The sequence below is a fragment of the Dyadobacter sp. HNCC25DJ186 genome (assembly GCF_056895235.1).
Map to the genome: position 1 here is coordinate 1 of NZ_JBXHAS010000043.1, position 1,114 is coordinate 1,114.

A 1,114-nucleotide genomic window follows, 5' to 3' on the forward strand; every position below is an offset into this window, starting at 1 on the left:
GCCAGCGAACTGTATGTGTCAGATGGCTCACTGCGCGTTTACAACAGCATTCTTATTGGTTCTGAAGAAAATGCAGTTGTCCTTGAATCATTGACCGGCATTGAGGCAAGTTATAGTCTGATGTTAGGTTCGAGTTTCCCCCACAATATTAACGCCGCAAATTATACACCTGTTGATATTTTTACAAATCCCGGCCTTGGAGACTATACGCTAAGAGCTGGCAGTGTAGCCCTGAATGCAGGCAGTAACGCCTTATATGAGCCATACTTGGGAAGTGTTACCACAGACAAAGATATCGCGGGCAATCCCCGTCTGGTAGGTTCCAGTATAGACATGGGTGCGTTTGAGGCACCAGAAAGCGTTTTGCCGGTTACACTCATCAGCTTTACCGCTACAACAGAGGGAGAAAACAGCGCTTTACTGCGGTGGAGTACTGCGTCGGAGGTCAACAACAAAGGCTTTGAAATCGAAATACTCAGGCAGGGAAATACTTACCAAAAAATTGCCTTTGTTGAAGGCAATGGCACAACCAATGCTAGCCATAACTATCAGACCATTGTGTCGGATCTGGCCTCGGGAATGCATTATTTTCGCTTAAAAATCATTGATATTGATCAGAGCTTTACCTATTCCAGGCTACGGAGCGTCAGAATTACAAACGGAGCGGAGTTAACCGCGAAAATGTATCCAAATCCGCTGACCGGGCGGCACATATACCTGGAAATGGTTAGCCAACCTATTAACAGTGCATCTATAAAAATTACAAATTCCCTTGGACAGATAGTCAAATCGTCTGACTACAAAAACGTTACTGGTCCGCTAGAAATTGAGATACCGGGTGCAGCTGGTATTTATTATATTGAAGTAAGCCAGGAAAATGCTGAAACTTTTGTTAGAAAAATCGTTAAGTTCTAATTAGCCTGAACAATTTATAAAAAGGATTTTATCATCGAAAGAAGCTATCCTAGCCATAATCGTCTAAACGTCCAAAGTCTTGATAATGGTAAACTGGAATTGCAGCATTTTTATAGAATAATTTACTAGATCCTGTGTTATTCTTGTACAAGAACTTTATTTATCGGCTTTTGTTTCGTTGCGGTCGAAAATCAGCAAG

General features: G+C 42.0%; 1 protein-coding gene. It reads left to right on the top strand.

Annotated elements, in window-relative coordinates; translation table 11 throughout:
- Positions 1 to 915, top strand: a 915-nt coding sequence (locus tag AC1XUO_RS29605) for a T9SS type A sorting domain-containing protein (protein WP_483333516.1), incomplete at its 5' end; no start/stop codon positions are given.
- Positions 916 to 1,114: the final 199 nt, after the last annotated feature.